The following is a 5,676-nucleotide window of genomic DNA, read 5'->3' on the forward strand; positions in this document are numbered from 1 at the left end:
GAAAAGTGACGTGTTTTCAGAGGTTTTCACACTTTGGCTATCGATCACACCGGCGGTTGGCCGGGCGGCCCGGCCCTCCACCTGGCGGGCAACCGTCACCAATTCGCGGTTGATCACGGTCAAAAGCCCATCGTTGCGCCAGCTGTAGAAATAATACCGAACAGTCGAGACCGGCGGGAAATCCTTCAGCAGGAGCGACCAGGCGCACCCGGCGGCAGCAAGATACCGGATTGCGTCCCAGACGCGGCGCAGGTCAACGGTGCGCGGACGCCCCAGCCTGTTCGGGCCGGGCAGACGCGGGCCAATGACGGCCCACTCCGCATCCGGCAAATCGCTTGGATATCGCGTCGCCGTGCGCATATGCTGTTCGCGGGTGAGTTCGGTCCAGGCCATCGTGATCTCCGTTCAGCTTCGACACCTGAACAGAACCACAACCTGCTGAATTCACTCAACTCATTTCCGATCAGGCTCTAAGGGAATCCCGCGCGGTTCACGGAAAGTGGCCGCTGGTATCAACCATTCTGGTTCTACTACCCTGAGGTAAACTACCAAAGTCGGCTAGCACATCTATCAATCAAGGCTTACCATGGGGATATTTGCGTGGATAATTATCAGTTCGGTATGGAAATTATTTTTTAAACATTGTCTTAATAGTGTTCTATGGTGCCCGGGGGCGGAATCGTACCGGGGCTTTATATTTCATAACTACCTGTTTTTATAACTTTTTTGATATGTGGGCTTGGTCCAGTGTGGAGCAAAGTGTGGATCAAAACGCGTAGCATTAAAGGGCGGCCCTCGCGCGCCAACGCGAGGGCCTTGAAGGTAGGGATCGCATTGCACCCATGATCTCTTGACGCTGGTGTGAGCCGGGGCATCCGTAGATCCCCGGCCCTGTCGTTTGTCAGCGTCTTCCGGTGACCTGCCCCCCGCTGGTCCCTACCTCTCGCTGCGTCATGGGCCTGTTTTCGATCACGCCGCAGACAGGATTACTATCCATTTTTCGGACAGCCAGTTCGATGGCTATTCGGACTCTCATATCTATGGAGAGAGTTTTGCCAATGCCTTCTCCGAAAAGGGTTTGCGGCCATACCTGTGCGAGCCGGAGGAGGGGTTGGATATCGACAGCATAGACATCACACAACTCTCCGCACACCAGCGGCTGGCGATCAAGAAAGGCCGGTTGTGATGAACAATGAATTGATCCCTTGCCGCTCATCCGCTACGTCTCTTGTGGAGCAAAGGGGAATCGGTTTGGTGGGCATCAAGAAGCGTGGCGACACATATCACCTGCGGATGCGAGTGCCCAGGCGCTATGCGTCTATCGAGCCGCGGAGTGAGCTGCATCGGTCGTTGAAGACGGGCGACAAATCCGTGGCGCTACAGCGTCTTCCGACAGTCGAAGCCCACGTCATTGCCGAGCTTGATGCTCGTCTGGCGGGTCGTGACACACCAGGATCCGGATCGCATTACGAAGCGATCGCGCGGCTGACATCGGCCCGTGGATTCGGATACCGCACCGCCGGCGAGCTGGCAGAAGGCGATATGAGCGAGATCCTGCGGCGACTGGATGACCTTCGGGCCGCCGGTGATACTCCGGACAGCGGTGCGGCCGCTGCTCTCCTCGGCGGCGTCGAGCGGCCGCGAGAAACGCTGGGCGAGATTGCGGGAAAAATGCCGGAGATGTTCCCGGCGGAGATCCGCGACAAAAACTCAATTCAGCGCAACCGATGGTGCAAGCGATGGACACGACCAGCGAACAAGGTGTCCGAGCTGCTGGGGCGCGACCCAGAACTCGAAGACATAACACGACTTGACGCGATCAGCCTTCGCGACGCTTTTCAAGACCGCATCATCGAAGGCAGCATGAAAGGTGCGAGCGCGCAGAAAGACCTGCAAAACCTGAACTTGCTCTGGAAAAAATACCACCAGCATCTCGGCGTCGATCTCGTCGAGATGCCGCCCTGCCCGTTCCGCGGGCTGGGGGATGGTATGGCGCGGCTCGATGAAGACACGCGAAAGAAAGAGGTGCCGCTCGAAGTCATCGAGCGTATTCTCGCGCCCGGCGCTATGGATCACATGAACGATGAAGCAGCAGACATAACTCGCATTGCAGTGGAAACCGGCGCGCGGCAATCCGAAATCACCGATCTGCCACCCGGGTCAATATGCCTGGATCATCCGATTCCGCATATCTGGATTCGCTTCGAGCGCGCACCGGACGGCCAGGAATACGCACGCGAGCTGAAAAACCGTGGGACGAAAAGACAGATACCGCTTGTCGGCGTCGCATTGGAAGCGATGCGCCGGCACCCCGAGGGCTTCCCGCGCTATCGCGGCAAAGGAATATACTCCGTTGCAGCGAACAAATCGCTGCGCAGATACCTACCGGACGGCGTGACCATCGGTGGCTTGCGGCACTCATTTGAGACAAGATTGAAAGACGCGCTCGTCGAAAGCGACGATCGTGCAGAGCTCATGGGTCACAGTGTGAAGCGCGCTCGCGGGCGAGAATGGTATGGAGACGAGATGCCGCTGCAGGTGCGATTGGAATATCACCGGCGAATCGAGATCAAGACCGCGCTTTTGCCGCCCTCTCCCGAGCCACGCGACGAGCTCGATCAATAGCGGCTTCTTGAGCGGCGACGGCTTCGAGCTCGCGCTCCAGGCGCTCGAATACCGGCAAGTATACCGCTCCATCTGGCCGGCTTGCCACCATTTCGGCGACGAATTCATGGGCGGCGGTGAGGCGGGCGAGGTCGGGTACCGAGGCGGGCGAGGTCAAGTGCATGTTGGATTTTGCTTATGGCTGTTTGAATTCGACCGCCCGAAAGTCATTGTGAGAGATGTTTTAGCCCTGAAATATTTATGGCGGGGGTGTGTAAAATGAGAGGGAAAGGTCTTCCACGTCGAACTTTGCCCGTGAGCACGACACCCGAAGAGCGCTTGGAGATCCCTGAGATTGCAGACGGCATTCTGGGGGTCATGTGCCACCAACTGAACGGATTGAACGCCCGGATTGATGGCCTGCCCAAACTGATCGAACAACATGCATGGCTGGACGCCGATGCCCGACGGTTGATGCGTATGCCCGGGATGGGCCGATCACGGCTTCTGTGTCGATCCCGGAGCAAAATGGGTTGTGAATTGGAGTGCGCCCCTCGGAATGGACAGATCTGAAAAGCAGAATTGACCGGGCGCGGGCTTTCGAGGAAGGAAGCCCAATGCCAAGATGCCACCGCACCCACAGTGGATCTGTCACATTTTAGTGCCGCCCCCCTGTGCTCGTTTAAGCCACTTTCCGTTCGAAGGCGACGGAGCTTTTCCAGCCCAGTGCTGAGTGGCGTCTTCGTGGATTGTAAAAGACGTTGATGTATTCGAAGATTGCCATCTGTGCCCGTCTTCGCGTTTCCCATGACCGCCGCCAGATCAACTCAGCCTTGATGGTTTTGAAGAACGTCTCGACTGCCGCATTGATGCTCCTATGTTTGTCAATCGGCGGGTGCCCGGGCCGATGATGCGCACAGGGCGCGGTATATTTCGCGCACGATGTACCGCTTGATGCAGCGTACGATTTCGCGTCGCGTTTTTCATTCTGCTTTTCGCCGCGCGGCGTAGGCTTGGGTTGTGTGATCGTCGCGCATACGTACGATTGCGACACGGTAGAGGGCGGCGTTGGCTTGCCGGTTCCCGCCGCGACTCAAGCGCATCCGGTTCGTCTTGCCGCTGGACGGCGGGATCGGACAAACGCCACAGAGCTTGGCCAGGGCGGCTTCGGACTGGATGCGGTCGGGATTGTCCCCCACGAGGATCAGCATCTCGGCCACTGTCATCATAGAGATGCCGTGAGCCTGCATCAGCTCGGGGGCTCTCTCTCGCACCAACCGGTCAAGCTCTCGGTCATGCGCCTCGATTTCCTCATGCAGCGCGAGCCAGCGCCGCGCGATCGCGCGCATGGCCGCGTTGGCGGAGGCCGTTGGGGACGTGATTTCTCCTGGGGTGTTGGAGCGAGACTGGGCGCTCTGGCAGAAATTGCGCAACCTGCGCCAGACCAAGCGAGGCTCCGCGACGCCGGAAGGCTATGACGCCCTTGCCCAAGCCGTGATGGAAGCCGCAAATGCCCTGCCCCGCCACCCAGGGCCGCTGGCCGACGCCCGCGCGCATCTGAACGCGCTTGTCACCGGCGCGCAGGAGGTACTGGCCGCCTACGACGAGGCCAAGCGCCGCGCCGGGCTGATTGACTATGCGGACATGATCGCAGAGGCCGAGGCCCTGCTGCGCGCCCGTCACGAGATCCTGCAAGCCGTCTTGGGCGAGATCGACTGCGTCGTCATCGACGAGTTCCAGGACACCAACCCGGTGCAGTTCGCCCTGCTCTGGCGGCTGGCGCGCGGGGCGAAACGAGCCCTGATCGTCGGGGACACCAAGCAGTCGATCATGGGCTTCCAAGGCGCCGACGCCCGCCTCAGCGAGGCCTTGCAGACCACCCTCCCAGAGGCCGTTACGCCGCTTGCCGAACGATGCCGCGAACGGCCCTAACCCGGATAATTCACGAGAGGGCGGCGGAAGTAGCGTAACCATCTGAAAGTTGGTATATTTTGGTTGTCGACACCAAACACTAAATTTTCAGGATTACGACCTCCGCCATGGCCCAATCTACGCGCTCCACACCCCGCCTGTCACCCCTGAATGGCAAACCGATCCTGCTCGGATTTGACGGTGCCGACATGAGTTCCGACGCCGGGCTGACCCTGCTGCGCGAGATCGAGCGCAAGGCGGGTCTGGCGCAGCGGCTCGCCGATTGCCTGTGCGATCCTCGCGATCCGGCGAAAGTTCAGCACAGCCTGTGCGACATCATCGGTTTCCGGATCATGATGATCGGGGCGGGGTATGAAGACGGCAATGACGCGACCGACCTGCGGCACGACCCCGGCTTCAGGATCGCGCTGGAGCGTTGCCCCGAAACAGGGCCGGCCCTGTGCTCGCAGCCGACGATCTCGCGCATGGAAAACGTGGCCGATACCCGCGCGCTGATCCGCATGGGCCGCGAGATGGTCCGGTTCTACTGCCAGTCCTTTGCGCGCCCCCCGGGCCGGATCGTGCTCGATATCGACGATACCTTCGACGCGGTTCATGGCCACCAGCAGCTGCGCCTGTTCAACTCCTACTACGATGAATATGGCTTTCAGCCGATCGTCGTCTTCGACGGCGAAGGCCGGCTCGTCGGAACGCTGCTGCGCTCGGCCCGCCGCCCCAAGGGGGCCGAGAGCGCCGCCCATATCCGCCGGTTGATCCGCCAGATCCGCGCGCATTGGCCCAATACAGGAATCCTGCTGCGTGCCGACAGCCATTACTGCACCCCGGAGGTTCTGGACCTGTGTGACAGGCTCGGGCTGCGCTATGTCCTTGGCCTGTCGAAGAACGGCCGTCTGGCGGAGAACGTCTCTGCCCTGGAGGCGTCGACGGCAGCGCGCTACGCCCGCACGCCCGGTCAAAAACTGCGCCGGTTCAAGTCCTTCTCCTACGCGGCCCGATCCTGGTCGAAACCCCGCCGCGTCATCGCCCGCGTCGAGGTTAGCCCCAGAGGTGTGAATCGGCATGCAAAAGTGACCCACCTGGGTGGGTTATGATCATCTAAAACTGACCCACCTGCCACGTTAGCATCCGTGCGTTCATGCA

6 protein-coding genes and 2 pseudogenes are annotated in these 5,676 nt (G+C 60.1%); 5 read left to right on the top strand and 3 right to left on the bottom strand.

Annotated features, from left to right (window positions below):
* Positions 1 to 393, bottom strand: a 393-nt coding sequence (locus V8324_RS20835; protein WP_336421816.1) for a transposase, incomplete at its 3' end; no start/stop codon positions are given.
* A gap of 505 nt (positions 394 to 898) precedes the next feature.
* On the opposite strand from V8324_RS20835, the gene V8324_RS20840 reads away from it, so the two are divergent.
* From V8324_RS20840 to V8324_RS20850, 3 genes are read left to right on the top strand one after another with little or no spacing between them, the layout of a single operon-like run.
* Positions 899 to 1,186 carry a hypothetical protein gene (locus V8324_RS20840; RefSeq protein ID WP_336421817.1) on the top strand — a complete coding sequence of 96 codons (288 nt, stop codon included), beginning with the start codon at positions 899 to 901 and terminating at the stop codon, positions 1,184 to 1,186.
* Positions 1,186 to 2,625 (top strand): DUF6538 domain-containing protein, encoded by a 1,440-nt coding sequence (locus V8324_RS20845; RefSeq protein ID WP_336421818.1) that lies wholly within the window; start codon positions 1,186 to 1,188, stop codon positions 2,623 to 2,625. Before V8324_RS20840 ends, V8324_RS20845 begins: the two co-directional genes overlap by 1 nt.
* A 7-nt stretch (positions 2,626 to 2,632) precedes the next feature.
* Complete coding sequence (locus tag V8324_RS20850) at positions 2,633 to 2,887, top strand: hypothetical protein (RefSeq protein ID WP_336421819.1); 255 nt, start codon at positions 2,633 to 2,635, stop codon at positions 2,885 to 2,887.
* 399 nt (positions 2,888 to 3,286) lie between these two features.
* Here the strand turns inward: V8324_RS20850 and V8324_RS20855 are convergent.
* Together V8324_RS20855 and V8324_RS20860 are read right to left on the bottom strand one after the other, a co-directional pair.
* Positions 3,287 to 3,472: pseudogene (locus V8324_RS20855) on the bottom strand (IS3 family transposase); the annotation flags it as partial.
* Between the two features lie 115 nt (positions 3,473 to 3,587).
* Positions 3,588 to 3,953, bottom strand: a complete 366-nt coding sequence (locus V8324_RS20860) for a transposase (protein ID WP_336421820.1) — start codon at positions 3,951 to 3,953, stop codon at positions 3,588 to 3,590.
* Between V8324_RS20860 and V8324_RS20865 the strand changes: the two genes are divergently transcribed.
* The gene (locus V8324_RS20865; RefSeq protein ID WP_336421821.1) at positions 3,952 to 4,536 is read left to right on the top strand and encodes a UvrD-helicase domain-containing protein; all 585 of its coding nucleotides are present in this window, start codon (positions 3,952 to 3,954) and stop codon (positions 4,534 to 4,536) included. The two genes, V8324_RS20860 and V8324_RS20865, sit on opposite strands and share 2 nt — an antisense overlap.
* Before the next feature lie 107 nt (positions 4,537 to 4,643).
* Positions 4,644 to 5,621: pseudogene (locus V8324_RS20870) on the top strand (IS1380 family transposase); the annotation flags it as partial.
* Between the last annotated feature and the right edge of the window lie 55 nt (positions 5,622 to 5,676).

Source organism: Roseovarius sp. D22-M7 (genome assembly GCF_037083785.1).
Lineage (GTDB): Bacteria > Pseudomonadota > Alphaproteobacteria > Rhodobacterales > Rhodobacteraceae > Roseovarius.

What these genes read in the sequence shown, in the direction of transcription:
- V8324_RS20845 (WP_336421818.1), top strand. Translation starts at nt 1,186, where the DNA reads ATGAACAATGAATTGATCCCTTGCCGCTCATCCGCTACGTCTCTTGTG.
- V8324_RS20865 (WP_336421821.1), top strand. Translation starts at nt 3,952, where the DNA reads ATGGCCGCGTTGGCGGAGGCCGTTGGGGACGTGATTTCTCCTGGGGTG.
- V8324_RS20860 (WP_336421820.1), bottom strand. Translation starts at nt 3,953, where the DNA reads ATGCGCGCGATCGCGCGGCGCTGGCTCGCGCTGCATGAGGAAATCGAG.